Below are 24,570 nucleotides of genomic sequence, written 5' to 3' on the forward strand. Positions count from 1 at the left end.
GCGGATCCGTCGCCTTCATGCCGCTGGTCTCGAGTTGCGCGGTCAGTACGAGGAAGATCAACGTTCCGATGGGCAGCATCGCGATAGCAAACCTTACCCGAAATGGCGTCGGGCCTGCTCGGAACTTCGCGATCAATCTGCAGTGCGCGGACGGCACCCAGGGCGCAACGACCCGGATGTTCATCACGCTGACCGACGCGACCCATGCCGGTACGCGAGCCGAAGTGCGAGCCTACCTCCCGGTTCCGCGGCGAAAGGCGCCGGCGTACGGATCATGAATCAGTCGACGCCAGTCTTCTACGGCACGGACTCGAGCGCAGCCGGCAATCCGAATCAACGATTCGTTACGGAAACCGGCAACCAGGGGGTCAACATGCCTCTCACCGCACACTCAGTCCGGACCGGCAACATGACAGCGGAAAGCACTGGTGCCGTCGCGACTTTCACGATGAGTGAACAGTAGCCCGTCCACGCGTGGCCTCAGGCCAGACTTGGCCCAAGCACCGAGCGGCCGCGCCCGGGGTCAGCATTCGAGTTGCCGCACCATTTCACTCCGGAACGCGGCCCATCGATCCCTGAGCGCCTCGGCTCCGCCCTCGTTCACGATCCGCTCCATGGCTGCACAGGCATCCCTTGCGTCAGTATTGCCGGCCAGCGCGAAGCCGCCCCGCATCGAGTGCAGTTCAATCCGGAGCGGGTCAGCGTGGCCGCGCGACAGCGCATCGTCGATCACCGCAAGCGACTGCAGCGTCGCGGCCCGCAATTTCTCGCGGATCTCGTCGGTCATCGCCGGCGGCGCCGAACCGCCGGAATCAGCCGGCTGGACCGCCCCTCCCGCGCCACGCGTCCCGTGCCGCCGCAACACCGCCTCGAGCGCATCGATCGACAACGGCTTGAGTACGACTTCCGCCACCCCGACCTGCGCACAGCGGCGGCGATCGTCATCGGTCGCATGCGCGGTCATCGCGATCACCGGCACCGTTGCCCCCTGCTCACGCAGGAAATTCGCCAATGCGAAGCCGTCGAGCTGCGGCATGCTCAGGTCGGTCAGCACCACGTCGAACGGGTGCTCGAAGTACGCGCGCATCGCCTCGACACCGTTCTCGACGATCGTCGCGTCGTGACCGAGTGCGTCGAGCTGATCCCGCAGCAGTGCGCGGCTCGCCGGATGATCTTCAGCCACCAGCACGCGCAGCGGCTGCACGTCGTCGCGTTGCTGCGGCGCGAGCGCCATATCCGGTTCGGGTTCGGCGCTGCGCCAGCCGGCTGGCGCAGCGGGCAGCGGCAACGTTGCCACGAACGTCGAACCCGCACCTTCCCGGCTCTCGACCGTCAGCTCGCCGTGCATCAATCGCGCAATGCGCCGGCACAGCGGCAATCCAAGCCCGGTGCCGCCGAAACGGCGATAGATCGATGCATCGGCCTGCATGTAGACGTCGAACAGCGTCGGCAACGCGTCCTCTGGAATACCGACACCCGTATCGCGCACGGCGATCTCGACCTCACCGGCGCCGCCGCGCACGCGCCGTGCGTCGATGGCAATCCCGCCACGCTCCGTGAACTTGATCGCATTGCCCAAGAGGTTCGACACGAGCTGCCGCAACCGCGTCGGATCGCCGACATGGCCGTCCGCCAGTTCGGCCGCGGCATCGCACTCGAGCGTCAACCCTTTCGCTTCCGCGAGCGGCCGGAAAATCGCCGTGACGTCCTGCAGCACGCGCCTCAGATCGAACGGGATCTGCTCCAGCGCCATCTGGTTCGATTCGGCCTTCGACAGGTCGAGCACGTCGTTGATTACGCGCAGCAGTGCATCCGATGACGACACGATCGTCTTCAGGCGCTGCCGCTCGACCGCCGGCAATTCGGCCCGCTCCATCAGCTCCAGGTTGCCGACGATCGCATTGAGCGGCGTGCGGATCTCGTGGCTCATCGTCGCGAGGAACGTCGATTTCGCCTTGTTGGCGTCGTCCGCGGCCACGCGCGCCTCGCGCAGCTTGTCCTCGGTCAGCCGGCGCGCCGTGACGTCGGTCAGCATGCAGAGCAGCACGTCGACACCGCGGAACTTGGTGCGGACGACATGCGCCGCGAGATATGTGGTGTCGTGACCGTCGCGCTCGACCGCCAGTTCCTGCTGCATCATGAAGCGCCGCCCGTCCGCGCCGGCCTGTTGTCGCTCGCGGCAGGCCTGCCAGATACGCTTGCCGAGCGGGAGCCCCGACGCGCCGTCGTCGTACGCGAGCGCGGCGTCGTTGCGCACCATCGTTTCGCCATCGGCCGCCGATAGCAGCAGCAGGCCGGCCGGTGCGGTGCGAATCAACGTCCGGTTGAACGCCTCGCTTTCGATCAGACGGATCGCGCGCCGGTGTGCGGGGCGCAGCGCCCGGCGATCGAACGTCACGATCGCGATCCACAGCATCGAGACGGCAAGCAACGCAGCCGCGAGCGTCGCGCTCACGCCGACCGCGGTTGCCCTTGCCACACTTCGCCACGAGAAGGTCGTCGCGATGGTCAGGCTGGTATCGGGCAGGCTGTCCACGATCGCAAACCGCATGCCGACCCTGCGTACGACGACATGCTTGCCGGACTGCGCACCCGCATCGGCCATCGCTCGCGCGATCGATTCCGGATCGCGCAGCCGCCCGAACACGACACGGCCACGCGCATCCAGGACGGCGACGTCCTCGTCGTCGGACTGCGGCGACATGGTGTCGTCGAGACGGAACCGGCCGTTGAAGACGAGCCATCCGAACGGGCGGCCGTCCGCGTCGTCGAGCCGCCGTGCGAACCGTACGACGTCGCGCCCGACGATCGGGTCGTAGCGACGGTCGAGCACGAATGTGGCGCGCTGCATGTCCGGCTTCTGCTTCGTTGCGCCGATGGGCATCAGGCTGTCGATCAACGCCCGCAGGTCGGTATCGGGCGGCAGCGCCTGCGCACGGGCGACGACCCCCGCCCCCAACACGCCAAGAAACGGGCCATCGAGCCCGATCAGGTAACCCCCGATCGGCTCGGCGCCCGGCGGACCCGGCGGGTAGCGCGAGCCCCGGTTGATTTGCCCGAGTGCCGCACCCAGATATCGCGCAAAGGATTCGGCCGGCCGGTCCGCCGCCACCTCGGCCATCGCGAAAAACGGCGTCTCTCCGCTGGCGTTGCCGGCGGCCAACCGGCCGCCTTCCGCCGAAAAAGCCCTGAGCGCCTCCGGCGGAGGCTGCGCGCCCTTGTTCCATAGCAGTTCCGTGCGGGTACCGAAGAGCATCAGCAGGTGGTCCGCAGTCTGCAGGCTTGCGTAGAACCGCGTTTCGCGCTGAAGAAACGTCGAACGGGCCCGCTCCAGGCTGTCCTGGACGTCGAGCCGGACAACCAGCGCCGCGCACACGACAATGAACGCGGTAATCGCACACCCGCCGCCGTACAGCAGCATCTGCTGCTGCCGCCGCACGCGCCCGGGATCGAACGGCTTGCGGCCCACCGCCGCCGCGTGCGCGAGAAGTCGTTTCAGTTTTGCGGGCATGGATCGTTATCGGCGGTGCCGGATGAAAAAGTCACCGTCGGTGCATGCGGCGCCCGGCCGGCTGCCCGGCCCGCTCGCCCGCCGTCTGGCCATGCGGCCGCCTGTCGATGCATCCTGCATCGCGACGGCCGGCGCGCCGGCTATTCGCTTGCGGCCGGCGCATCGGGTGCTGCCGGGTCGGCCAGGTTGCCGTCGCTCGCATAGCGGATCAGGTCGGCGTCGCGCGCGATGCCGAGCTTCTTCATCGCGCTGGCTTTCTGCGAACTGATCGTCTGCTTGCTGCGATGGAGCTGCGTGGCGATCTCGCCAACCGTATAACCGGAACCGAACAGCCGCACCACTTCGATTTCGCGCGTCGTCAGCGGGCGAGCCGTATCGGAGGTGCCCGTCGACTCCAGCAACTGCTTGATATGCGGCGACAGGTAGTTGGCGCCGACATATGCCGCGTGCACCGCGCCGACCAGATGCGAAATCGCATCCGACTTGCTCAGGATGCAGCCGACACCCTGCTTGCGGATCGCATGCAGCACGCTGGGATTGTCGATCATGGTGATCGTCACGAGACGCAGCGCGGGATAACGGCGCTGCAGGAACGACAGCAGCACGAGCCCGTCGCCGAATTTGCCGCCGGGCATCACGTAGTCGACGACGAGCACGTCGCTCGGCTTCTCGTCGAGCGCCGCCACGAGATCGGTCGAATTGGACACGGAGCCGACGAGCCGGATCGTGCTGCTCTCGGCGAGCGCCTGCGACATCCCGATCGCGGCTGACGGATGGTCGTCCGCCACCATCACCCGCACAAAGAATTCATCCATCGTCCCTGTTCTCCCCGAGGCATTCGATCGCGCATCCGTCGACGGCCGCAGGATGCGGGCCGCCGTTCCGGTTCCGTTCCATCCCGCCGACAGGCCGTCTTCGACCCGTCGCTTCGACACATCGGAGAATGCAAGCGCGCCTAGATTTTAAGATAAAACGTGGTCAAGGCCGCAAGCCGCCCGCCGCTCGGCAGACGCGGGGCGTGTTCCGCATCGCCCTGCAAGGTGGCCAACCTACGCTTGCGGGCATGCGCCACGGGTGCGAGCGGTGCCGTCGACCACTCGCGCGGCGGCGCCCCGGCCGCAACGTCGCATTGCCCGGCCGCCCCGGTGCCGCCGTCGTTCACGCGGCTGCGATCCTGTCGCGCAGCGATCGTGCATCCGCGCCGGGATCATCGTTATGGTCCGCTCTCACCCGATTCGCCCCGTTCCTCCACCTCCTGCTTCCATTCGCTGACCGCGCGCCGCTTCTGCATCGGCGACATGATCAGGAATTCATTCATCCTGCCAAGAAAATCCTTCCGGGACTTCTCGGGAAGCGTGGCAAAATCGAGCAGCATTACGAAGACTTTCACCATGTAGCGCACGGTCTTCCCCTCTCTTCACCTGATTGATCTGCGTCGCACTTGCCGATGCGGCACGCTGCCTTCCACTCTTCGGACCTCGTCGTCGCTGCCCGTAGCGAAACACGCTGCTTCATGTCGCATCGCCATGCGCGCACTGCGCGATGTCCTGTTCTTGTATCCCTTCTTGGTCCGGCACGCCACGCCGCCGCGTGATGCCCGCCAATGCACCGCGCAGATGCGCGAGCGTCACCGGCTTGGTCAGCACGCAGCCGACCCCCGCGCCGGCATAGCGGCGCCGGTCGCCCGGCGCGACATGCGACGTCACGACCACCACGCCGCAGCCTGCGCAGAGATCGCGTGCCGCGCTCGCCAACTCGCAACCCGACGTTCCGGGCAGGCCGGTATCCAGCAGCAGGGCGTCCCATGCACCGGTGGCCAGCAGGTCGAGCGCCGCCTCGGCGGATCCGGCCGCCGCCACCTCGCAACCCAGCACGTCGAGCTGTTCCCGCAAGAGCGTGCTGCCGACGGAATCGACGCCGGCAAGCACCACGCGCAACGTGCGCGGACGGCCGGCCGCCGCGTGCGCAAGCGCCGGCAGGTGCGCGGCCGGCTCACCGGCCCGGGCCGCGGCCACGGCCTGCACGAGCGCGGCCTTGAAGCCGCCGAGCGCGTAACTCGACACGTGCATCGTCGTGCCCGCCCGGTAAGCCTGCAGCGGGCCGTCCGGCGTGGCGAACACGACCGGCTTGTCGCCGCCCAGGCTGTCGAGCGCCGGGCGCGCGCCGCTGTCGGATTCGCCGAACACGACGATCGCAACGGCCCTCGCGTAGCGATCGGCCGAAACCCGCGACGGGCGATCGTACGCGTCGACGTCGAAGCCCCATGCGCGCAGGTGCGGCAACGCAAAGCGCTGCCACTCGGTGCACGCGACGACGATCAGCGGCACGCGCTTGCCGCGCACGGGATGCAGGTCGAGCGGTACGACGGCCATCCCGAGCGGCACCGTCACCGTGAAACAGCTGCCGGCGCCCGGCTCGCTCGCGACGTCGATGCGCCCGCCCATCGCGGCTGCAAGGCGATCGCACAGCGCGAGCCCGAGCCCCGTGCCGCCGTAGCGCCGCGTGATCGTCGCGTCGACCTGCGAGAACGCGTTGAACAGCTTGTGCCGATCGGCACCCGCGATACCGATGCCGGTGTCCTCCACCGCAATCGACAGCTCGGCGCCACCGCAACCGGTCGAGACGACCGACACGCGCACGAACACGTGCCCGCTGGCGGTGAACTTGATCGCGTTGCTGAGCAGGTTGCCGAGCACCTGCCCGAGCCGGGTGGGATCGCCGCGCATCCGCTGCGAGACGCTCGCGTCGATCTCGCAGAACAACGGCAACCCCTTCGCCTTCGCGACCGGTGCGAAGGCGCCGAGCGTGCGCTCGATCACGCCGGCCACGTCGAATTCGATCGCTTCGACCGTCATTGCACCGGCTTCGATCTTCGAGAAGTCGAGGATGTCGCTGACGAGGCCGAGCAGGCCCGCCGCGGCCGTCCTCAACGTCTGCACGCGGCCCTGCTGCGACGCGTCCAGCGCGGAGCGTTCGAGCAGTTCGAGATTGCCGAGGATTACGTTCAGCGGCGTGCGGATTTCATGCGTCATCGCCGCGAGGAACGACGACTTCGCCGCATTCGCCGAATCGGCCGCGCGCACTGCGTCCTCGAGCTGGCGGACGAGTTGCCGGCGGACGGTCACGTCGGCGACCGCGACGATCAGCACGTCGGTTTCCTGATAGCGCGCGCCGCTGGCGCTCACCTCCAGATGCAGCGGCACCGCCCCGGCGCTCGCGTCGGCCAGCACGAAATCGGTCTGCAGCGTGCCGCCGGCCGCTCCGCTCGCGACGAACGCTTCGTAGCGCGCCACGGCCTGGGTGGACAACGTGCGGTAATCGCTGCCGAGCCGCGCGATCATTTCGGTGAGTGCGGGACTGACGAGCATGAAGTGACCGTCCGCGCGCGAGATCAGGCCGAGGCCGATCGGGGCCGTGTCGATCACGCTGCGGCACAGCGCCTCGCTGTCGAACACGCGGGCCGAACTTGCATAGACGGGCAGCAGCACGCGCCGGCGAAAGCGAGCGAGCAACAGCCACATCACGCCGATGGCGAGCATCGTCGCGCCTGCCAGCAAGCCCGCCTGCACGCCGACGCCGGCAGCCACATCCGCCCACGACAGCGCGTAGGCGATCGTCCAGCCCGTCGCGCCCAGCCTGCTGCTGAACACGATCGATCCATCGCGGAAGGCTGCCTCGCCGGCCGCCGCGCCGCCGTTCGCGACGTCGAGCGTCAGCAGCCGCTCGGTCAGCGCAGCCGTTCGTTCGATGTCCGGATCGATCGTGATGAGCCGGTTGTCCGCGGTCGTGATGAAGAACACGCCGGTCGACCCGCGCCCCGCCAGCCACGACAGCAGGTAGTCGGGTGCGTACTCGGTCACGAGCACCGCGAACGGCTGGCCATGGGCCCGCGCTTCGGCGGCGATCCGGATGCGGGACTGCCCGGTCACGGGATTCGCGTACGGCGGCAGCCAGTGCACGCGCGGCCGGCCATCATCGGCTTCGCGCGGCACCGGGGGAAAATCGATATGCAGTGCGGCCATCACGTGCGCACGCGCGTCGGCCGTCGCGAGCGCGGGGTTGTCGCGCGACAGGTGCGGCACGAAGCCGAACAGCCCCGTGCGCGTGCTGTAGTGGTAGCCCTCCAGCGTGCGCCCGCGATTGAGCGAGCTCGCCGCGCAGATGCGCGACAGCATGAACGACAGCGCGAGGTAGCGCGCGACCTCGTCGCGCTGCGCGGTCTGGCCCGGCACGCCGACCACGAGCGACGGGTAGGGTGTGATCGCCATTTGCTGGCCGTTGGCGAAGAAGCCGTCCACGACATCGGCCGGCGCCGGGCCGAGCTCACGCCAGATCAACTGCGTATTCGCGACGCCGTTGCGGAACGACGTTTCGCTCACTTGAATCTCGTCGACGGTTTCCTCGACGCCGTTCAGGAAATTGCGCCGCTCGCCGTCCAGATAGCCGTAGACGATCGACACGATCCCGAGCCCGCAGGCGATCAGGATCAGGATCGTCACGACGATGGCGCCGCCGAACATCGAAATGCTCTGATAGCGACGAATGGACTGAAGCGTGCTGTATGCCATGACCAGACGCGACGCCGAATCCGGTGCCGGAATACTGCTCATTTCCGGCCCGAATGGGCGTCACGATGAAAACCGATGGGATGGAGGTATCCCGATCATGCCAAACGGCGCAGCGGAAATCAGTCGCGAAGCACCTATTTAGTACACGTCTGAGTGGAATTGTGAATTGTTTTGAACTCGACCGAATTTTCGTTGCGGATTTATCGCCCGGTCATGCCGGAATGATCGGACGATCGAACAAGCGCGCCTGGCCTGCGACGGGTAGCCGCGAGCGCGCGTAAACGAAATACCGCCGGCAAGCCGGCGGCGAAAAGGCGTGCCCGAGGAAAGCACGCCTGAGACACCTCGTTCTGCGTGCGCGCGCTCAGTTCTGTGTGAGCGGATTCAGTGTCGTGCACAGGAAACCCGTGCAGTTCTTCGGCGTGAAATAGAACGACGCGATCACCGGATTCGACGTGCCGAGCGCGAGATCGCCCAGATAGGCAGCGCCCTGCGCGCCGAGCGTATTCGACTGCTGGACGAAGCTCGCACCCGAGCCCTGGACCGCGGCCGACTGGTACGCGAAGGTCGGCGATTGCGTCTGGTCCTTCACGTAGACCCATGAGATCGCCGTGCCGAACGCCATCGCGCCCTTTGCACGATAACCCTTCGCGCCTTCGCTGTTGGCCTGCGCGATGAAGTCGTTGACGGTCGAGGTCGGCGCCAGCGCGTCATACGTATACGTCGCATTCGACGCGTTGTTCTTCATGTAGACGTTCGCCTGCGCGGCCCCGACCATCAGCGGGCCGACGAACCAGTAGCCCGACTGGCCCTGGCCGTTCGCCTGCGTGAGGAACGCGTTCGCATCGGCCGGCAGGCCGGTCGTCGTATACGTGTACGTGGCCGACGAGCCGCCATCCTTGCGATAGAGATCGCCGTACGTGAGCGGCCCTTCGTAGCGGTAGCCGCTCGCCCCTTGCGCGTTGGCCGCGTTGATGAAGGACGTCATGTCGGACGACGCCGTTTGCAACTGGTACGTATACGTCTGAGCAGTGCCGTCGTTCACGAAGATCGACTGCGTGCCACCGTTGGTCGCGCTGTAGAAGTAGTCGCCCAGATATCGGTAACCCTTCGCGCCTTCATTGTTGACCAGCGTCAGGAAGCTCGCTCGATCCACGGCCACGGGCTGCGCGTCGTAGCGCCACGTCAACGTGCTGCCGCCCGAGCCGCCGGAACCGCCCGACCCACCCGAACCGCCGTTACCGCCGCTCCCCGTTCCACCCGAACCTGTGCCGCCGCTGCCGCCGTTGTTGCTCGTGCCCGAACCGCCACCGGACGCCGCAGGCGAGGAATCGTCGCCGCCGCAAGCGGTCAGCGCCAGACAGGTCAATGCGATCAGAGCAACGGCTTTCATCGGGATCACCTCGGTGCAAACAGGGACGAACGGAGCCGGTACGCGCGGATCACACCGCGCGCACGGACAGTCAAGCATCAGAATCAGGAACCGGCCGGCGGCGCACCGCCGGCCCGGGAACGTCAGTTGACCTGGAGCTGGCCACCGCGGCCGAGGCCGCCCTTGACGTCCTGCGCCTTGTAGCTGCGCAGCGCAACGACCATCTTGTTGTACGCGTCGATGAACGCGACGACGGTCGCCTTGCCTTCCGGCGTCGACGAGAAGCCGGCGAGCGCGCCGCCCACGCCGCCGCCGAAGCCGCCCAGCGCCGCGCCGTAGTTGGTCGCCGTCGAGCTGCCTTCCGACGCCGCGATCTGCACGGCCGAGCGCACGTCGAACAGCGTCAACGTGACGACCGATGCCTTCGTCTGCAGGTGGCCGGCCACCGCTGCGACCGCGCTGTTGCCGATCAGCCCGCCGATCATGCTGCCGATGCCGCCGATCGGCGAATCGTTGATGACGATCTGCGGTTCCATGTAATAGTCGGCTGCGACACGCTGGCCCTTCTGCTGCTTCGAGCCCGCGCGGTATTCGCCCGAGTTGCGCTGCAGCTGCGTGATGCGCGACAGGCGCGCGTCGCTCTTCTGGTTGCCGATCGACGTGATCACGAAGCAGTTCGACTGTTGCACGGCCAGGCGCAGCAGCGGGTCGATCGTCGTCATCTTGGTCGCGCTGCCGAACGGACCCCACCAGTCGGCGTTGCGGCCGTCATCGACGGCGATCGTGCCGAGCGGCGACGCACAGCGCTGCAGCCCCGAATCGGCGCCGGCGCTCGCGCCGCCCGCGGCGGCACCGGTCACGCCCGCGTTCTGGCCGCCGGGCGTCACCACGCCGCCGCAACCCGCGACGGACGCGCAAAGCGCTGCCACCAGCGCACCTTGAGTGAGACGTTGGGAAAGGATGGTCTTCATGTCGTTGTCGATCGATTAGAGTCGTTGTTCGGCTTATGTGTTCGTGCGAACTTCGATAAGCCCCCCCGGCTGGCGCGCGATGGTGGTCTCCCCGCTGCTGCCCCCGTTGCTTTCAGACCCGGTCAGTAGTACCAGTACGTCTGCTGCCAGACGCCGTAGTACGGATAGCCCGAGTACCAGTAGCCGTAATAGCGATCACGCCATTCCGTGCGCCATTTCCAGTCTTCTTCGTCTTCCTTCTTGGCCTTGCGCGCCAGGTCGAGCAGCTTCTTCGACTCCTTGTCGCCGCGGCCGGCCGCGATCGACAGCCACTTCTCCGCCTCGCGCGCGTCGGAGCCCATTTCCTCGAGGCCGAACAGGTAGAAACTGCCGAGCGCCTTCTGCGCCTGCACGTCGCCACGCTCGGCGGCTTCGCGCATCCACTTGAGGGCCTGGTAGCTGTCCTGGCGCACGCCGTCGCCGCGGAAATAACGCAGGCCGAGGTCGTAGGCGGCCTTCGGCTGGGTCTTCGCGGTCTGCTTCAGCGCAGCGATGCGCGGGCTTTCCTGGTCTTCCGAATCGTCCCTTTTTTGATAGGACACCTGATCTTTAGGACGGTCGGAACAGCCTGTGTCGTCGCAGATCCGCACCGTGTTGCTGGTGATCGACGGATCCTGCGCGCACGCGGCCAATAGCAACAGCAGCCCCGGTGCGAGTAAACGGCGGTACATTGTTACTTCCCTCAGGTTTTATTGGCGCCGCAATTCTGCGAGCTATCCCACCCCCGTGAGCTCGCACCCGGCGGCGTGCGGCGCAACGGATACAATCCGCCAACGCCGACACGCATTCCAAGGCTCTCTCAGGTTCTCTCTTCGAATCGTTCTGTCACTGCTTCTTGGCCGGCGTTTTTCGATGGTCCGACTGTGGCCGGTATCGATCTCCAAACATGACGCGACAAACAATAGTGACGTGGTGAGCAATAATAATGAAGAAAAATGGCATGTCAAGGTCATTCGCATTTTCAAAGTTTGCATGACGCGTCAGTTTTGATATGCTCACCCTCGCAAAAACCCTTGGAGACCCCATCGAGATGTCCACCACCGAGCAGGCCAACGTCGATCTGATTACCGCCAACAAGGTGCGCGACCTACTGAACCGGAACGGCATTCCGCCGCGAAGTCACAACACGACGATCGCGAATGTGCTCGGCCTGAGCTTCTCGGTCGTCACGCGCAAGATGAAAGGCCTGATCCCGTGGAATCTGTCGCAATTGCAGGACATCGCGACGCACTTCGGCGTGCCGCCGGCGATCCTGCTCGACGACAAGGGCACGCAGCCGGCCGCCGCGGAGATGATCGATGCGACGCTCGTGATCGAGTCGCGGCGTTTCCGGTGCCGCGCCGCGATCTCGTCGAAAGCCAGCAGCCAGGCCGAGACGGATTTCGTCGCGCTGCAGTGGCAGGGCGAATGGCTCATCACCGAGCGTCAGCACGCGCGCGAGGGCCGCACGTATCCGGTCGACGTCATCGAGCTGCGCTCGGCCCAGCCGAACGTATATGCGGCGCGCATCGCGGTGGTGGACGATTCGCAGGACGTCGCCGAAACGGTATGTGAATATTTCATCGAGAAAGGCGTGAACGCGATTCCGTACTTCGACGGCGCAACGTTCCGCAAGGCACTGGAAGTCGAGGATTTCGACGGCTACATCCTCGACTGGATGCTCGGCGACCAGACCGCCGCCGAACTCGTGCGCGGCATCCGCTCGAGCGAGAACAGCGGTGCGCCGATCTTCCTGCTGACCGGCAAGATCTCGACCGGCGAAGCCAGCGAGGACGAGATCGCGCACATCGTGTCGCACTACAACGCGCGCTGCGAGGAAAAGCCGGTGCGCCTGCCGATCCTGTTCGCCGAAGTGGCGCGCGAACTGAAGATCACGCTTCCGGCCGCCGCCGCCACGAACTGAGACTCCAACGACAAATCACCACTGCACGACCGAGGGCAAGACATGCGAATTTCGACCATCTGGACCAAGTGCCTGCTGACGGCCTGCCTGCTCGGCATGGCGGCCGCGACCTGGGCCGCGTCGTCGTTTACGTTCACCGTCGACGGCAAGATCGACAAGCACAACCAGCAGGGCAAGGCGGCGTACGTGTTTTCCGAGCAGGCGCTGATGGCGCTGCCGCAGCACACGATCGTCACGTCCACGAGCTGGACGCCGAAAGCGGCCTTCACCGGCCCACGCCTGTCCGACATCCTGAAGACAGTCGGCGCGCACGGCACGCAGATCGAGTTCCGCTGCATCGACGAGTACACGTTCACGATTCCCCTGTCCGATGCCGATCGCTACGGCGTGATCCTCGCGCGGAAGATGAACGGCAAGGTGCTCAGCAACGACAACTACGGCCCGCTGTGGATCATGTACCCGCGCGACCAGTATCCCGATGAACTGAAGACGCCGCTCGGCGAAGCCAAGTTCGCGTGGCAGATCATCGGCCTGACGGTGAAATGAAACGCCGGCGATGGAAAAATAGAAAAATCATCCTGGTCCTCGGCTCGCTGTGGATCATGGGGTTCGCCGCGTGGGCGTTCCTGCTGTGGGACCTCCTCGCCACCTCGGTCAACGAGGGCGTGCTCGAAGGGCCGCGCGAAGGCGTGTTCTGGACCGCCGCGCAATACCGCAACGTCTATACGCGATTCGACCGGCAACTGATCCTCTACGCGACGCACCAGGACGACGACTTCAATCACGTGCAGATGCAGCTCGACAGCCTGTCGGTGTCGTTCGGCTTTCTGCAGCGGCCGTCGGAGGTGTCCGAATACTGGCTGCGCATCCCGCGCGCGCGCAACGAGATCGACGCGCTCGGCGAATTCATGACGCGCCTGAAGCGCGAAGTTCCGTTGCTGCGCGATTCGCCGAAAAACGCGCCGCAGGTCATCGACGAGGTCAATGCGTACTGGCCGAAGGTCAACGGCCTCGCGAACTATTTCCGCGCGATCGAGATGGCGCAGCGCGACTTCACGTTCCATCAGCTGAAGGAGAAGCAGCGCGCGATCCTGATCCTCGGCATCGTGCTCGGCGTGATCCTGTGCGCGCTGTTCCTGCTGCTGTTCTATACGATGCGCACGCGTGACGACCTGCTCGAACGGCAGGACGCGGCGCTCGACGCCGAACGCAAGGCGTCCGACCGCGCGTTCGAAATGATCGAGGCGAAGAATGCGTTCCTCGGGATGGTCAGCCACGAGTTGCGCACGCCGCTGCAGGCGATCTGCGGATCGGTCGAGATCCTGCTCGCGCGCCCGCAGTCGGAGGCGAACCTGAAGACGATCCGGCGGCTGCAGAATTCCGCGTTGTCGCTCGAGGCGCTCGTCAAGGATCTGACCGACTACATCAAGCTGCGCTCGACGAAGCGCCTCGCCGAACGGGAAACCGTCGGCATGGCGTCGCTGCTCGCCGAGGTGCTCGACCCGCTGCGCGAGAAGATCGCGGCCAAGCGGATCGCGATCGCGCAGCAGGTCGAGCCGCACGATCTCGCGATCCGTTCCGATCGCAAACTGCTGCGCCAGGTGCTGTCGAACCTGATCGAGAACTCGGTCAAGTACACGCTCGGCGGGTCGATCGACGTGTCGATCTCGCTCGCCGACGCGCCGGCCGGCCCGCAATTGAAGATCGCGGTGCGCGACACGGGCGCCGGCATCGCGAAGCCGCACCTGTCGAAGATCTTCGAGCCGTTCTATCGCGCGAACGACGCGGTCGGGCTGCACGTGGACGGGATCGGCATGGGGCTCGCCGTCGTGCGCGAAATCGTGACGACGCTGCGCGGGCATGTGGACGTGCGCAGCGTCGTGGGCGAAGGCAGCGAGTTCGTCGTGACGCTGCCGGCCGAAGTGCCCGGCATCGACACCGCCGGCAACGCGGCCGGCGACGCGCTCGCGCTGCCGCACGCGGCCGCGCACCGCAACCGGCGCGCGCTGGTGGTCGACGACGACGACAACGCGCGCGAAACGCTCGGCGCGATGCTGTCGGCGCTCGGCATCGAAGCCGATCTGTGCGGCACCGGGCAGGACGGCGTCGCGCGCTTCGGCTCGGGCCATTACGACATCGTCGTGATCGATCTCGAACTGCCGGACTTGAGCGGCTTCGAAGTCGCGCGGCGCATTCGCACGCTCGCGGTACCCGACGACGACGGCCGGCATCCGGCGATCCTCGGCGTCAGCGCATATGAATCGGCTGCGCTGCGCGAGAACAAGCAGGTGTTCGACGCATTCCTGCCCAAGCCCGTCCACCTGCGCGAACTCGGCGCGCTCGTCGAGAAGCTGTTCGCCTGAGCCGGTGCGCCAGCGATGCGCGGCGTGTTGCCACTTGTAGCCGCTTACTCGCCGATCAGGTGCAGCACGATATCCCGGCGGTGCGCCGCGCGGCGATGCTCGAACAGGTAAATCCCCTGCCACGTGCCGAGCACCATGCGCCCCTGCTCGACCGGGATCGACAATTGCACCTGCGTGAGCGCCGTGCGCAGATGCGCCGGCATGTCGTCGGTGCCTTCGGTGTCGTGCTCGTAGCGCGTGGCGTCCTCGGGCGCGAGCGTCGCGAAGTAGCGCTCGATGTCGCGCTGCACCGACGAATCGGCGTTCTCCTGGATCAGCAGCGACGCCGAGGTGTGGCGACAGAACACGGTGAGCAGGCCGGTGCTGATGGCCTGCTGGTCGACGAACGCGCGCACCTGCGACGTGAATTCGACGAGGCCGCTGCCGCGCGTGTCGATGCCGATATGCGTGATCGCCTGTTGCATGGTCGTGACCTCAAGCCAGCGCGGCGAAGCCATCGGCTTCGATCTGCTTCGCGTCGGCGGGGCGCACGACGCGCGCGACTTCGACGCCATCGCGCAGGAACACCAGGGTGGGCCACAGCTTCACGCCGAACGAGCGGCCGAGCGGGCGGCCCGGGCCATCCTCGATCTTCAGGTGCCGCACGGCGGGATGCGCGGAAAACGACGCGACGATCGCCGGCTGCGCGCCCGCGCAGATCCCGCACCAGTTCGCGCCGAATTCGATGACGGTTGCGCCGCCCAGTGCGTCGACTTCCGCGCGCGTCGGCGCGTTGGCGGTGTAGCGTTGCTCGGTATCCATCAAGCCCTCGTGTACGTTGGCGACCAGGGCCGCGCGCGCTCGTGCGACGCGGCGGGCGCGGCCTGCGATTTCCTACTGTAGCGGAAAAGCGCGCGCGATGCCGGGCGGTCCTGACGGCGCAAATGGCGTTCCTGCGCACCTTCCGGAATGACACGACAAGATTCGGAGCGCCGCGCCGCCGCGGCGGGATCAGCATGCGGACTGATCCCTCAACGAAGGCACCGATCATGAACGCTCCGCATTGCGTCACCGAACCGAACATCCTCTATTTCGGCATGCCCGTCGTGCTGGTCAGCACGCTGAACGAAGACGGCACGGCCAATCTCGCGCCGATCTCGTCCGCGTTCTGGCTCGGCTGGCGCGGCGTGATCGGCATCGCCGCCAGTTCGCAGACCACCCGCAACCTGCTGCGCACCGGCGAGTGCGTGCTGAACCTGCCGTCGTCGGCACAGGCCCACGCGGTCGACCGGATCGCGCGTACGACGGGCACCTGGCCGGTGCCGGACGGCAAGCGCGCGAAGGGCTACGTGTACGAATCCGACAAGTTCGGCACGGCCGGGCTCACGGCCGCGGCTTCGCAAACCGTCGCGCCGCCGCGTGCGCTCGAATGCCCGGTGCATATGGAAGCAGTCGTCGCGGCCACGCACGGGATCGGCGAGGAAGCGCCCGACGTGCGTGGCCACATCCGCGTGTTCGAGTTGCGCATCCAGCGCGTGCACGTGCATCCCGACCTGCTGATGGACGGGCATGCGGACCGCATCGATCCGGACAAGTGGTCGCCGCTGATCATGAGCTTCCAGAAGTTCTATGGCCTCACGCCGCATCAGGTGCATGCGTCGCGACTCGCCGAGATTCCCGAGCGCGCGTATCGCAGCCCGGACATCGAGCGCGCGCGTGATGCGGGCGTGCCGGCCGGCGCCGGGCGGTAGTGGCGTGGAACGCGATGGCCGGCACGGTGGGGCAATGCCCCCTGCCGGCTGAACCGGATCGTTGCCGCCGGCCGACGGCGCGGCGCACGGCCGGCGCCCGCGTGCCGGCCGGTGTGGGGAGACCGATCGGATAAGATACGGCCGGCCATGCTCATTGGCCCCTGACCGAACCGACGGAGTGTTTTCAGTGATTCAACCGACCCCAGTATTCAAGGACAACCTCGCGCAACTGCCGGCCATCGACGGCGTCGCGCGCATCGATCTCGTCGGCGCGAACGGCGACGTGGTCGCGACCATCGAGAACCAGCCGGGCAAGCAAGGCTCGCTCGCGGTGTACCACTACCTGAAGCAGGCATTCGGCACACTCGACGCGAAAGCCGCCGAGCACGGCCTCGCGGTGTTCGCCGAACATACGGCCGACGCACGCAACCGCCCGGGCGCGCATCCGAACGTCGATCGCCTGCTGGCAATCGTCGACGGCGGCGAAGCGCTGCGGATCGACGTCGTCGCGAAGGGCTGAATCGCCGGCGGCACGCCGGTACGCTGCCGGACAGTGCGCGCGACCGCGACACGCGGGCGAAAGCCCGCGGTCGTCGCGCCCGTATCCCTTTCCCCGGAGACAGCCTGCGTGGCCCGTTTCGTTGCGTTGCCCTTTGCCCGCCGTCCGGCTTCGATCGTGTCGATCGCAGCCGTTGCGTGTGCCGCGCTCGGCGGCACCGCGTCGGCCGATCCGCTGCGGACGGCCTCCGATATCGCCGGTGCGTCGCTGGTGCCGCTCGGCGCGCTGCCGCACTCGCCCGAGAACGGCTCGCTCGCCCCGTTCTGCACGCACTATCGCGCGAAGACGACCACCGCGGCCGGCCGTGAAGTCGCGAAGCGCGACTGGATCGTGACGTCCGAAGCACCGCTCGGCCGCTACACGGTCGTCACGTTCGCGAGCGGATTCAGCGCCGGCACGAGCGCGATCTGTTTCGCGCGCAACGGCAACGTCGGCGTGTTCGACGGCACGACGCTCGTCGCGCTCGGCTACACCGCGCGCAAGGCCGGCTGGCAGCTCGGCACGGCCGACCGGCTGGAAAGCGGCGCGCTGCTGATCTGGGGCGGCGACGGCCCCGCGCCGCCCGTCGGCGAACTGCACGAAGAGCACGGCGGCCTGCGCCTGACCCGTGTCGCGCCTGAAAGCACTCACTGCCAGGGCCGCGAGGTCGTGCCGAACGTGTACGGCAAACCGCTCGACGTCGCGCGCCGGATCCTGATCGCGAAAGGCTGGCAACCGTTGCGCCCGCGCGAGAAACCGGATGCGACGGACGGCGCGGCGACACTCGCGAAGCACGGCATCATCGAAGCCGAAGCGTGTTCGGGCACCGGCGTGGGCTATTGCGCGCTGCGCTACCGAAACGCAGCCGGCGTGCTCGGCGTGACGACGGTCGGTGGCGAGCCGGACAAGCCGTCGGCGAACACCGTGATCGATTATCAGGTGGCCTGCCGCAAACCTTGAGCGGGGCGGCGACCGACCGCGCAAGTCGTTGCATCGGTGTGCGCCGTCGATGCGATATCGAGTATTGCCGACGTGCCAAGGGCAGCGCACGGTGCATTGGCGATCGGCCTCGACGGCCAGCCGAATCATCGTCCGTTCGTTCGATTGACCGGCCTCGCGCGCCCTCCTAAACTGACCTCCCTTTTACGCTTCATCCACGAAAGGGACGCCCATGATCGACCTCTCCACGCTCGCGCTGTTCTCCGGCGCGTGTCTCGCACTGACCGCCACGCCGGGCCCCGACATGCTGCTGATCGCGTCCCGCAGCGTGAGCCAGGGCCGGCGCGCAGGTTTCGCGACGCTCGCGGGCATCCAGGCCGGCACCTACTGTCACGCGCTCGCGGCTGCGCTCGGGCTGTCGCAGCTCTTCGTCGCGGTGCCGCTCGCCTATGACGCCGTGCGCTTCGCGGGCGCCGCCTATCTGCTGTATCTCGCGTGGAAGACGTTCCGTTCGGATGCAACCGCACTGTCGCCCGTCGCGTCGCAGCGTCGCCACTCGACCGCGACGATCTTCCGCCAGGGGCTGACGACGAACCTGCTGAATCCGAAGATGGCGCTGTTCGTGCTCGCGCTGTTTCCGCAGTTCGTGCGGCCCGAGTATGGTTCGATCGCCGTGCAGATTCTCGTGCTCGCGACGGTGCTGAACCTGATCGGGATCGTCGTGAACGGCGCGGTCATATTGTCCGCGAGCCGGCTGAGCCAGCGGATCGGCGCGCGCCGCCGCCCGTCGAAGCTGCCGCAATATCTGCTCGGGTCGGTGTTCGTGGGGCTGGCGGCGCGGTTGGCGGTGGCGGGGCGGCAGTAGTCGTGAACCTGTCGGGGAATCACGCTGGTGCAATCGAATGAATGAGGTTTGATGCGGGAACGCATGAAGATCTGCGCATGCGCGCATTGTCCGACCCCGAGTTGCGCGCTGAATACGAACGACTGAACCGCGAGGAATTTGCAGCACTCGATGCAACGCTTGCCGCGCGGCGAGCGGCCGGCGTAGCGTCGACCGATATCGTGGAAGGCACGGAGCCGAGCGCGCCAACTGTGGAGTAACACCGGCTCGCGTGGGTGGCAAGCCGGCGTGCGCCATCACTCGATACGCCGCTCAAGCGGGCGTCGTCCGGTGACAAAAGGTGAGTGATCTCGCTCGCTCGAGTCATACGCTATCTGGATCGTCACCTTCGGACACGTTTTCAACGCCCTCGCGCGTATCCGCCACCACCCGTAACGCCCCGCTACCCAGCAAGCTCGCCGGCGTCACCGTGCGGCGGCGCCACGGAATCCGGCCGAAGTACCAGATCTTCCAGAAGCCGAGCGGATGATCGGGGTTCCGGCGCAGCAGCATGTCGAAGGTCTCGACGTCGCCGAGCACGATCCGCGTCGCATCGCGCACGACTTCGCGCACGAAGCGCGAGCAGAACTGCCGGTGCGACGCGAGATTGAACCCCGTGTCGTACACCACGCCGATCCGGCACATTGCAGCCTCCACGAGCCGGCGCCGCTGCGCGGCATCGAGCGGCTGCTTCAGCCGCGCGATCACGCACGCGCCGCGATCGGAGCGCACGAGAAACCGCGACATCGTCGTGACGCGCGATAACGGAAACGTGCTCTCCGCAATCAACGGCTCGCCGCCGCGCTCGCCGATGACGATCCCGACATGATTCGTCCACGAGCGCGTCGCGCTCGCCACTTCGAGAAACGGCCGCACGGTCACGCGGATGAAGACGATGTCGCCGATCTCAGGCTCGACCGGCAACGGCATGTCATGCGGATCGTGAACACCCCTGGAGAAGAGACGCCGCCGGCCCGCCGCGGGCGAACGGATCATGAGCGGCCGGCAGCCGGTATCGACAACCATATGGACCTCGCGCGAATGGAGATGGCGCGAGCATGTCAGCCGCCGCCGCGCGCCGCACCCGCTTCTTGCGCAAGGGCGGATATCCGCGCCGCCGGGTGGCGAATTTCGATACCGGCGCGCAGACGCCGCGCTGCCTTCAGCGTGTCGCGCCCAGCGCCACGCGCAGCCGCTCCATCAACTGTGTGTAGTACCGCAGCACGTCGTCCTTCGGCACGACATTCGCAGTCGCGAAACGGTCCGACCACGCCGGTTTCCATTCATACGCGCCGTGCACGCTGCGATCGCCGTCGGGCGCCTGGATCAGCGAGCGGATCCGCGCATCGCGGCCCGGGCCCGTATGCACGTCGAACAGCGCGTGGATGTACGTGTGATACGCGTCGTACACGTCGTCGTCGAACAGGTAGCGGTAGATGTGGAACGTGCGGTCGAGGTCGCGCTTCGCGCGGATCACGTCGTCCGGCGAGATGTCCTTCCAGTAGCCGATCCACGTGTAGAAGCACAGCAGCGCATTGAGCTGCGGCGCGACCGCGTCGTACAGCGCGAGCCGCTTCTCGATCAAGCGCTGGTTGGTCCACTGCACGAGTTCGAGCCGCTTCAGCCGGCGCGCGACGAGCCAGCCGAGACACGCGACCGACAACGGCGTCAGCACGCCGAGCACGAGCTTGACGATTTCCAGCGAATTCCACGGCGTGTTGATTGGCTGCATGAGTGGCCCGACAAGAAGAAACGCATCCGCATCAGCGCACGACCCGGCGCGCAGTGCCGCCTGCCCGATTGCGCCGACATTGACCGTTAGTTGCTTGCGCATCGAACGTCGCGCGACATCACGGGCGACATGTTCGAAGCGGCGTGATTCGTCAGTCTATCGTGCGATTGTCACCGAGCCGTGACCGCTCGTCGACCCGTCGTCGTCGCAAGGCCGTGCATCCGCGTCGCACTAGGTCGGCAGCGCCGACGTGAGCTTGACCTTCTGCATCGGGATGTCGGTCTTCACGCTCAGCACACCCGGAATACGCGTGAGGTATTCCATCTGGAAGCGCCGGTAATCGTCGATGTCGGCCGCGACGACGCGCAGCAGGAAATCGCAATCGCCCGCCATCAGGTGGCACTCGACGACTTCCGGCATCTGCTGGACGGCCTCCGCGAAACGGTTCACCGATTCCGCGTCCTGCCCCTTCAGCCACACGCGCGTGAAGATCGTCAGCCCCTTGCCGACTTTCGCGGGATTCAGCACGGCTACGTATTTCTCGATCACGCCGGCTTCCTCGAGGAGGCGCACACGCCGCAGGCACGGCGACGGCGACAGCCCGACCTCGTGCGCGAGTTCCACGTTCTGCATGCGGCCGTCGCGCTGGAGCGCGCTCAGGATCCGGCGGTCGATGGCGTCAAGTTTCATTGGCATTCGATTCCAAAAAATTCTCAAATCACACGTTCAATGCCAAATTTTGAGAAAAATCTGGCCACAACGCAACCCGATTCGAGTCAAAAAAGCAGACAATTCCTCCCCCGAAGGAGGAGTAATGAGCAGTAGCGTTTCAACGTCGTCAGGGCTTCGCGACAAGCCCGCCTATGTCGCCGAGATGGGCCGCGGATTGCGCGCGGCGCTGCCCGTCATGCTGGGTTTCGTGCCGTTCGCGCTCGTGCTTGGCGCGCAGGCCGCGCAGAAAGGGCTGAGCCTGTTCGAAGTGCCGATGATGACCGGCATGAACTTCGGCGGCGGCTCCGAATTCGCGGCGATCCATCTGTGGTCATCGCCGCCGCACATCGCGCTGATCGTCGCGATGTCGTTCCTCGTGAATTCGCGCCACATCCTGATGGGCGCCGCATTCGAGCCGTATATCCGCCGCCTGCCGCGCCGCCGCGCGTTCTTCGCGCTGTTCTTCATGTGCGACGAAAGCTGGGCGATGTCGCTCGCCGACGCCCGGGCCCGCTCGGCCACGCACATCAGCGTGCCCTATTACGCGGGCATCTGCGTGGGCCTCTACCTGACGTGGATCTCGATGACCACGCTCGGCGCGGCGGTCGGCCCGACGATCGGCAACGTCGAGCAGTACGGCTTCGACATGGCGTTCACGGCCGTGTTTCTGGTGCTGCTGCGCGGGATGTGGAAAGGGATGCGCGCGAGCCGCCCGTGGTTCGTGAGCCTCGTCGTCGCGGCGGCCACGCACCTGGCCGTGCCCGGCGCGTGGTACGTCGCGGCCGGCGCCTGCGCGGGGCTGATCGCCGCGCTGCTGTGGGAGCCGCGCGATGCCTGATTTCCCGGATTTCAGCACGGTCGCGACGATCGTGCTGATGGCGTCGACCACCTATCTGTCGCGCATCCTCGGCTACGTGCTGCTGCGCAACCGCACGCTGAGCCCGCGGATGGCGTCGGTGATGGAAAACGTGCCCGGCTGCGTGCTGATCTCGGTGATCGCGCCGGCCTTCGTGTCGACGCGCCCGGCCGACCTGCTCGCACTGGCCATCACGCTGATCGCGGCGACGCGCCTGTCGATCCTGCCGACCGTCATCGTCGGCGTCGTGTCCGCCGGCCTGCTGCGGCACCTGCTCGGCTGAACGGCTCCGCCCCACCGCGCACGCCGCGGCACAGCCACCGACGAACGGGCGCGCGATGCGCCCGTTTTCACATCCCCGCCCACCGCGCGACACGACGATCCTCACGCGGGAATGCTAGCCTTGAGGCTTGCGCCACGCTGCATTCCCCTCTCATTGCCCAACTCCGCGAGGATCGTCCCGATGCAAGAAAACCGCCCGCTGTTCGACCGTGTCCTGCTCACCAACGACGACGGATTCGATGCCCCCGGCCTCGACGTGCTCGAACAGGTCGCCACGCAACTGGCACGCGAAGTGTGGATCGTCGCACCGGCGGAAGACCAGAGCGGCACGTCGCACTCGCTGAGCCTGCACGAACCGCTGCGCGTGCATCGCAAGGGCGAGCGCCGCTTCGCGGTGCGCGGCACGCCCGGCGATTGCGTCGCGATCGCGATCAGCCACCTGATGAAGGACGCACGGCCCGACATCGTGCTGTCCGGCGTGAATCGCGGCGGGAACCTCGGTACCGAAACGGTGTTTTCCGGCACGGTGGGCGCCGCGATGACGAGCATGCTGGTCGGCGTGCCGGCCATCGCGCTGAGCCAGGCCTTCACCGATCGCAACGCGGTGCCGTGGGACACGGCGCGCGCGCTTGCGCCGGACGTGATTCGCCGGCTCGTGGCCGCCGGCTGGGACAGCGACGCGTGCCTGAACGTGAATTTCCCGCCGCGGCCGGCGCAGGACGTGCGCGGCCTCAAGGTGACGAACCAGGGCGCCGGTACGCTGCAGGGTGTCGAGATCGTGTCGGGGCGCGATCCGCGCGACTTCGAGTATCACTGGCTGAAGCTCGCCCGCGCGCCGCGCGACGACGATGCGGATTCGGAAACGGTCGCGCTCGGTGACGGGTATGTCGCCGTCACGCCGCTGAAGTTCGAGCGCACGCACGATCAGGCGCTCGCACGGTTGCGGTCGAGCCTCGGCTGATCCGCGCACGCGAGCGAGGAAGCGGTCGTGGCGATTACGCGCGTGATGCCTGTGCGCGCATGCGCGGCTGCTTCACTGCTTCACTGCTTCACTGCTTCACTGCTTCTACGCTTCAACGCTTCAACGCTTCAACGCTTCAACGAGACTCCGCTTCACGTCAGGTTCATTCCGCCGTCGAGCATCACGATCTCGCCCGTCACATAGTCGGACGCGACGAGCATCGCGACCGTCTGCGCGATGTCGTCCGGCGTCGCCGCACGGCGCATCGGCGCGCGCTCGCGCCAGAGCTGCTGCGCGTCCGTCCAGTCGGCCGTGAGCGGCGTATCGACGAGCCCCGGCGCAACCGCATTGACGCGAATCGCCGGCGCGAGCGTTTTCGCGAGCAGCCGCGTCGTGTGATTGAGCGCCGCCTTCGCCGCCGCATACGGAATCGACGCGCCCTTCGGCCGCACGCCCGCATGCGAACTGACGTTCACCACGCACCCGGCCCGCCCGTGCGACGCCGCCTCGCGCAACGCAGCCTCCGCCTCGGCGACGAGCCGGAACGGCGCGATCACGTTGATCTCGTGCATCTCGCGCCACACGTCGGGCGTCGCCGCAGCGAGGTCGTCATGCGGAATCACGCGGCTGACGCCCGCGTTGTTGACGAGCACGTCGAGCCGCCCGTGCACGGCAACCGCTTCGCGGATCAGCCGCACGCGTTCGGCGTCGTCGGCGAGGTCGGCCTGCACATAGGCCGCGCCGAGTTCGCGCGCCATCGCGCGCCCCACGTCGGCCGAGCGGCGCGAATGCAGGATCACTGCGTAGCCGTCCGCGGCGAGACGGCGCGCGATCGCCGCGCCGATCCCGGACGTCGAACCGGTGACGAGCGCGACCGGCCGATGCAGCCGCGACGCGCGCGGCTCGGCGACGGTTTCGGTTTCAGGTTCCGTTTCGGAAATCGGGGCAGATATCGGCGGGAGCGGCGCATCCATATCGGGGAACCCTGTCAGTGGCGTTCCCGCATCATAAGCGCGACGACGCCCCATGACACGAACGTGGCGGCGACCACCATCGGGATTGATCGGTCAGGCAGAAGCAGTCAGCCGTCCGAAGCCAGATCCGTTCGATGCCGAACCGGAGCAGCATGAGCGCCTTGCCGGCCGGAACGGAAGCCGTCGCCCGCTGTCGCGTACGCGTATTGCGTGCTGGCCGCCGAAGCGGTCACCGCG

At 66.9% G+C, this 24,570-nt stretch carries 24 protein-coding genes; 11 read left to right on the forward strand and 13 right to left on the reverse strand.

What is annotated here, in order from left to right; all coding sequences use genetic code 11:
• Positions 1-523: 523 nt before the first annotated feature.
• From C5O79_RS25955 to C5O79_RS25985, 7 genes are all read right to left on the reverse strand, one after another.
• A complete protein-coding gene (locus tag C5O79_RS25955; RefSeq protein WP_122474718.1) occupies positions 524-3,511 on the reverse strand; it encodes a hybrid sensor histidine kinase/response regulator in 2,988 nt (995 codons plus the stop codon).
• A 140-nt stretch (positions 3,512-3,651) separates the two neighbouring features.
• Positions 3,652-4,326: a response regulator gene (locus C5O79_RS25960; RefSeq protein WP_122474717.1), complete on the reverse strand. Its 675-nt coding sequence runs from the start codon at positions 4,324-4,326 to the stop codon at positions 3,652-3,654.
• A 398-nt stretch (positions 4,327-4,724) separates the two neighbouring features.
• On the reverse strand, positions 4,725-4,904 hold the full coding sequence (locus C5O79_RS25965) for a hypothetical protein (protein WP_174242156.1): 180 nt from the start codon (positions 4,902-4,904) through the stop codon (positions 4,725-4,727).
• A 118-nt stretch (positions 4,905-5,022) separates the two neighbouring features.
• The gene (locus tag C5O79_RS25970; RefSeq protein WP_122474715.1) at positions 5,023-8,079 is read right to left on the reverse strand and encodes an ATP-binding protein; all 3,057 of its coding nucleotides are present in this window, start codon (positions 8,077-8,079) and stop codon (positions 5,023-5,025) included.
• Between the two features lie 364 nt (positions 8,080-8,443).
• Positions 8,444-9,472, reverse strand: coding sequence for a hypothetical protein (locus C5O79_RS25975; protein WP_122474714.1), 1,029 nt, complete (start codon positions 9,470-9,472; stop codon positions 8,444-8,446).
• 122 nt (positions 9,473-9,594) lie between these two features.
• Positions 9,595-10,422, reverse strand: coding sequence for a hypothetical protein (locus C5O79_RS25980; RefSeq protein WP_071333326.1), 828 nt, complete (start codon positions 10,420-10,422; stop codon positions 9,595-9,597).
• A gap of 122 nt (positions 10,423-10,544) precedes the next feature.
• Positions 10,545-11,132: an SEL1-like repeat protein gene (locus C5O79_RS25985; protein WP_122474713.1), complete on the reverse strand. Its 588-nt coding sequence runs from the start codon at positions 11,130-11,132 to the stop codon at positions 10,545-10,547.
• A gap of 359 nt (positions 11,133-11,491) precedes the next feature.
• On the opposite strand from C5O79_RS25985, the gene C5O79_RS25990 reads away from it, so the two are divergent.
• The 3 genes from C5O79_RS25990 to atsR are packed head-to-tail and all read left to right on the forward strand — an operon-like array spanning position 11,492 to position 14,727.
• On the forward strand, positions 11,492-12,364 hold the full coding sequence (locus tag C5O79_RS25990; RefSeq protein WP_122474712.1) for a helix-turn-helix domain-containing protein: 873 nt from the start codon (positions 11,492-11,494) through the stop codon (positions 12,362-12,364).
• 42 nt (positions 12,365-12,406) lie between these two features.
• Positions 12,407-12,910 (forward strand): molybdopterin-dependent oxidoreductase, encoded by a 504-nt coding sequence (locus C5O79_RS25995; protein ID WP_122474711.1) that lies wholly within the window; start codon positions 12,407-12,409, stop codon positions 12,908-12,910.
• Positions 12,907-14,727, forward strand: coding sequence for a hybrid sensor histidine kinase/response regulator AtsR (gene atsR / locus C5O79_RS26000; protein WP_122474710.1), 1,821 nt, complete (start codon positions 12,907-12,909; stop codon positions 14,725-14,727). Before C5O79_RS25995 ends, atsR begins: the two co-directional genes overlap by 4 nt.
• A gap of 44 nt (positions 14,728-14,771) precedes the next feature.
• Here atsR and C5O79_RS26005 read toward each other — a convergent pair whose 3' ends face one another.
• Entirely contained in the window at positions 14,772-15,191 is a 420-nt protein-coding gene (locus tag C5O79_RS26005; RefSeq protein WP_039369746.1) for a secondary thiamine-phosphate synthase enzyme YjbQ, read from the reverse strand.
• Positions 15,192-15,201: 10 nt separating this feature from the next.
• Positions 15,202-15,528: a thioredoxin family protein gene (locus C5O79_RS26010; RefSeq protein WP_021160574.1), complete on the reverse strand. Its 327-nt coding sequence runs from the start codon at positions 15,526-15,528 to the stop codon at positions 15,202-15,204.
• Between the two features lie 227 nt (positions 15,529-15,755).
• On the opposite strand from C5O79_RS26010, the gene C5O79_RS26015 reads away from it, so the two are divergent.
• From C5O79_RS26015 to C5O79_RS26035, 5 genes are all read left to right on the forward strand, one after another.
• Positions 15,756-16,457: a flavin reductase family protein gene (locus C5O79_RS26015; RefSeq protein WP_122474709.1), complete on the forward strand. Its 702-nt coding sequence runs from the start codon at positions 15,756-15,758 to the stop codon at positions 16,455-16,457.
• A gap of 187 nt (positions 16,458-16,644) precedes the next feature.
• A complete protein-coding gene (locus C5O79_RS26020) occupies positions 16,645-16,977 on the forward strand; it encodes a DUF2322 family protein (RefSeq protein WP_089463345.1) in 333 nt (110 codons plus the stop codon).
• Between the two features lie 108 nt (positions 16,978-17,085).
• Positions 17,086-17,955, forward strand: a complete 870-nt coding sequence (locus C5O79_RS26025) for a hypothetical protein (protein WP_122474708.1) — start codon at positions 17,086-17,088, stop codon at positions 17,953-17,955.
• 211 nt (positions 17,956-18,166) lie between these two features.
• The gene (locus C5O79_RS26030) at positions 18,167-18,799 is read left to right on the forward strand and encodes a LysE family translocator (protein ID WP_039369732.1); all 633 of its coding nucleotides are present in this window, start codon (positions 18,167-18,169) and stop codon (positions 18,797-18,799) included.
• A gap of 41 nt (positions 18,800-18,840) precedes the next feature.
• A complete protein-coding gene (locus tag C5O79_RS26035; protein WP_236862359.1) occupies positions 18,841-19,038 on the forward strand; it encodes a hypothetical protein in 198 nt (65 codons plus the stop codon).
• Between the two features lie 103 nt (positions 19,039-19,141).
• Here the strand turns inward: C5O79_RS26035 and C5O79_RS26040 are convergent, their stop codons facing one another.
• The 3 genes from C5O79_RS26040 to C5O79_RS26050 all read right to left on the reverse strand — a co-directional run bounded on the left by C5O79_RS26040 (position 19,142) and on the right by C5O79_RS26050 (position 21,239).
• A complete protein-coding gene (locus C5O79_RS26040) occupies positions 19,142-19,843 on the reverse strand; it encodes a YebB family permuted papain-like enzyme (protein WP_122474707.1) in 702 nt (233 codons plus the stop codon).
• A 136-nt stretch (positions 19,844-19,979) separates the two neighbouring features.
• The gene (locus C5O79_RS26045; RefSeq protein WP_089443768.1) at positions 19,980-20,549 is read right to left on the reverse strand and encodes a hypothetical protein; all 570 of its coding nucleotides are present in this window, start codon (positions 20,547-20,549) and stop codon (positions 19,980-19,982) included.
• A gap of 231 nt (positions 20,550-20,780) precedes the next feature.
• Positions 20,781-21,239: an Lrp/AsnC family transcriptional regulator gene (locus tag C5O79_RS26050; RefSeq protein WP_006486309.1), complete on the reverse strand. Its 459-nt coding sequence runs from the start codon at positions 21,237-21,239 to the stop codon at positions 20,781-20,783.
• 124 nt (positions 21,240-21,363) lie between these two features.
• Here C5O79_RS26050 and C5O79_RS26055 point away from each other — a divergent pair, with 124 nt between their 5' ends.
• The 3 genes from C5O79_RS26055 to surE all read left to right on the forward strand — a co-directional run bounded on the left by C5O79_RS26055 (position 21,364) and on the right by surE (position 23,359).
• Entirely contained in the window at positions 21,364-22,098 is a 735-nt protein-coding gene (locus C5O79_RS26055; protein WP_011356490.1) for an AzlC family ABC transporter permease, read from the forward strand.
• Positions 22,091-22,399, forward strand: coding sequence for an AzlD family protein (locus C5O79_RS26060; protein ID WP_011356491.1), 309 nt, complete (start codon positions 22,091-22,093; stop codon positions 22,397-22,399). Before C5O79_RS26055 ends, C5O79_RS26060 begins: the two co-directional genes overlap by 8 nt.
• 180 nt (positions 22,400-22,579) lie before the next feature.
• The gene (gene surE / locus C5O79_RS26065) at positions 22,580-23,359 is read left to right on the forward strand and encodes a 5'/3'-nucleotidase SurE (protein ID WP_071333335.1); all 780 of its coding nucleotides are present in this window, start codon (positions 22,580-22,582) and stop codon (positions 23,357-23,359) included.
• Positions 23,360-23,511: 152 nt separating this feature from the next.
• On the opposite strand, the gene C5O79_RS26070 is transcribed toward surE, so the two are convergent.
• On the reverse strand, positions 23,512-24,333 hold the full coding sequence (locus tag C5O79_RS26070) for an SDR family oxidoreductase (RefSeq protein WP_071333336.1): 822 nt from the start codon (positions 24,331-24,333) through the stop codon (positions 23,512-23,514).
• Positions 24,334-24,570: the final 237 nt, after the last annotated feature.

Origin of the sequence: Burkholderia sp. SRS-25, assembly GCF_004343765.1 — a bacterium.
Taxonomy (GTDB): Bacteria; Pseudomonadota; Gammaproteobacteria; order Burkholderiales; family Burkholderiaceae; genus Burkholderia; species Burkholderia contaminans.

Excerpts from the sequence above, each read along its gene's own strand:
- C5O79_RS26050 (WP_006486309.1), bottom strand. The coding sequence starts at position 21,239 with ATGAAACTTGACGCCATCGACCGCCGGATCCTGAGCGCGCTCCAGCGC.
- C5O79_RS26035 (WP_236862359.1), top strand. The coding sequence starts at position 18,841 with ATGAGGTTTGATGCGGGAACGCATGAAGATCTGCGCATGCGCGCATTG.
- C5O79_RS25990 (WP_122474712.1), top strand. The coding sequence starts at position 11,492 with ATGTCCACCACCGAGCAGGCCAACGTCGATCTGATTACCGCCAACAAG.
- C5O79_RS25970 (WP_122474715.1), bottom strand. The coding sequence starts at position 8,079 with ATGGCATACAGCACGCTTCAGTCCATTCGTCGCTATCAGAGCATTTCG.
- C5O79_RS26030 (WP_039369732.1), top strand. The coding sequence starts at position 18,167 with ATGATCGACCTCTCCACGCTCGCGCTGTTCTCCGGCGCGTGTCTCGCA.
- C5O79_RS25995 (WP_122474711.1), top strand. The coding sequence starts at position 12,407 with ATGCGAATTTCGACCATCTGGACCAAGTGCCTGCTGACGGCCTGCCTG.
- atsR (WP_122474710.1), top strand. The coding sequence starts at position 12,907 with ATGAAACGCCGGCGATGGAAAAATAGAAAAATCATCCTGGTCCTCGGC.
- C5O79_RS25955 (WP_122474718.1), bottom strand. The coding sequence starts at position 3,511 with ATGCCCGCAAAACTGAAACGACTTCTCGCGCACGCGGCGGCGGTGGGC.
- C5O79_RS25975 (WP_122474714.1), bottom strand. The coding sequence starts at position 9,472 with ATGAAAGCCGTTGCTCTGATCGCATTGACCTGTCTGGCGCTGACCGCT.
- C5O79_RS26010 (WP_021160574.1), bottom strand. The coding sequence starts at position 15,528 with ATGGATACCGAGCAACGCTACACCGCCAACGCGCCGACGCGCGCGGAA.
- C5O79_RS25980 (WP_071333326.1), bottom strand. The coding sequence starts at position 10,422 with ATGAAGACCATCCTTTCCCAACGTCTCACTCAAGGTGCGCTGGTGGCA.
- C5O79_RS26070 (WP_071333336.1), bottom strand. The coding sequence starts at position 24,333 with ATGGATGCGCCGCTCCCGCCGATATCTGCCCCGATTTCCGAAACGGAA.
- C5O79_RS25985 (WP_122474713.1), bottom strand. The coding sequence starts at position 11,132 with ATGTACCGCCGTTTACTCGCACCGGGGCTGCTGTTGCTATTGGCCGCG.
- C5O79_RS26040 (WP_122474707.1), bottom strand. The coding sequence starts at position 19,843 with ATGGTTGTCGATACCGGCTGCCGGCCGCTCATGATCCGTTCGCCCGCG.
- C5O79_RS26060 (WP_011356491.1), top strand. The coding sequence starts at position 22,091 with ATGCCTGATTTCCCGGATTTCAGCACGGTCGCGACGATCGTGCTGATG.
- C5O79_RS26045 (WP_089443768.1), bottom strand. The coding sequence starts at position 20,549 with ATGCAGCCAATCAACACGCCGTGGAATTCGCTGGAAATCGTCAAGCTC.
- C5O79_RS25965 (WP_174242156.1), bottom strand. The coding sequence starts at position 4,904 with ATGGTGAAAGTCTTCGTAATGCTGCTCGATTTTGCCACGCTTCCCGAG.
- C5O79_RS26015 (WP_122474709.1), top strand. The coding sequence starts at position 15,756 with ATGAACGCTCCGCATTGCGTCACCGAACCGAACATCCTCTATTTCGGC.
- C5O79_RS25960 (WP_122474717.1), bottom strand. The coding sequence starts at position 4,326 with ATGGATGAATTCTTTGTGCGGGTGATGGTGGCGGACGACCATCCGTCA.
- C5O79_RS26055 (WP_011356490.1), top strand. The coding sequence starts at position 21,364 with ATGAGCAGTAGCGTTTCAACGTCGTCAGGGCTTCGCGACAAGCCCGCC.
- surE (WP_071333335.1), top strand. The coding sequence starts at position 22,580 with ATGCAAGAAAACCGCCCGCTGTTCGACCGTGTCCTGCTCACCAACGAC.
- C5O79_RS26005 (WP_039369746.1), bottom strand. The coding sequence starts at position 15,191 with ATGCAACAGGCGATCACGCATATCGGCATCGACACGCGCGGCAGCGGC.